Annotated in this window: 1 protein-coding gene; it reads right to left on the minus strand. The window is 66.0% G+C overall.

Annotation, left to right across the window (positions count from 1 at the left end; all coding sequences use genetic code 11):
- Window positions 1-63: 63 nt before the first annotated feature.
- A complete protein-coding gene (locus ACIRS4_RS36985) occupies window positions 64-1275 on the minus strand; it encodes a pyridoxal phosphate-dependent aminotransferase (RefSeq protein ID WP_404204465.1) in 1212 nt (403 codons plus the stop codon).
- Window positions 1276-1413 lie beyond the last annotated feature (138 nt).

Below are 1413 nucleotides of genomic sequence, written 5' to 3' on the forward strand. Positions count from 1 at the left end.
GGGGGGCCCCGCGGGGTGGCATACCCCCCACCCCCCTCCGCGATGCGCCATTCGGCGTTGTGCCTACTGCTGGTAGGTCGCCAGGAAGCGGCCGATGCGCTCGATGATCGCTTCGAGCTCATCGGCGTGCGGCAGCGTCACGATCCGGAAGTGGTCGGGGCGCGGCCAATTGAAGCCGGTGCCCTGCACGATGTGGATCTTCTCGCGTAGCAGCAGATCCAGCACGAACTGCTCGTCGTCGTGGATCTTGTACATATCGAGATCGATGCGCGGGAAGGCGTACAGCGCGCCCTTGGGCTTCACGCACGAGATGCCCGGGATCGCGTTGAGCGCCTCCCACGCCCGGTCGCGCTGCTCGCTCAGGCGGCCGCCGGGCAGGGTCAGGTCGTAGATGCTCTGGTGTCCGCCGAGGGCGGCCTGGATCGCCTGCTGCGCGGGCACATTCGCGCACAGCCGCAGACCGGCCAGCATGGTCAGGCCCTCGAGGTAGTTCTCGGCGTGCTCGACCGGGCCGGAGACGACCAGCCAGCCGCCGCGGAAACCGGCGGCGCGGTAGGACTTCGAGAGTCCGGAGAAGGTCAGGCACAGCACATCCGGGGCCAGGGCGGCGGTGGCGGTGTGCTCGAGGTCGTCGTAGAGGATCTTGTCGTAGATCTCGTCGGAGAACACCACCAGGTTGTGGCGGCGCGCCAGCTCCAGCATCTGCCGCACCACCTCGGGCGAGTACACGGCGCCGGTGGGGTTGTTCGGGTTGATGATGACCAGGGCGCGGGTGCGGTCGGTGATCTTGGACTCGATATCGGCCAGGTCCGGCATCCAGTCGGCCTGCTCGTCACAGATGTAGTGCACCGGGCGGCCGCCGTTGAGCGCGGTGGCGGCGGTCCAGAGCGGGAAATCCGGTGCGGGAACCAGGACTTCGTCGCCGTTCTCCAGCAGCGCGGTCATGGCCATCATGATCAGTTCGGAGACGCCGTTGCCGAGGAAGACCTGCTCGACGTCGATCTCGCTCAGACCCAGGGTCTGGTAGTACTGCACCACCGCGCGCCGCGCCGAGAGCAGGCCCTTGGACGAGGAGTAGCCGCTGGACTGCGGCAGGTTGCGGACCATGTCCTGGAGCAGTTCGGCGGGTGCTTCGAAGCCGAAGGGCAGTGGGTTACCGGTATTGAGCTTCACGACGTGATGCCCCTCGGCTTCCAGCCGTGCGGCATGCTCGGCGACCGGTCCACGGATCTCGTAGGACACGCCCGACAGCTTGCTCGACTGCTTCACCTGCATGAACGACCTCTTCTCGGTGTGGTTGCCGCACACTCTACTTGGAATTTCCAAGTTTGCACTTGGTATTTCCAAGTTGTTGGTTACAGTGGGATCGTGCCACGCCGAAGCTACGACCACTACTGCACCGTGAGCCGCGCC

The organism is Streptomyces sp. NPDC101166, from assembly GCF_044768125.1.
In the GTDB taxonomy this organism is placed as follows: Bacteria; Actinomycetota; Actinomycetes; order Streptomycetales; family Streptomycetaceae; genus Streptomyces.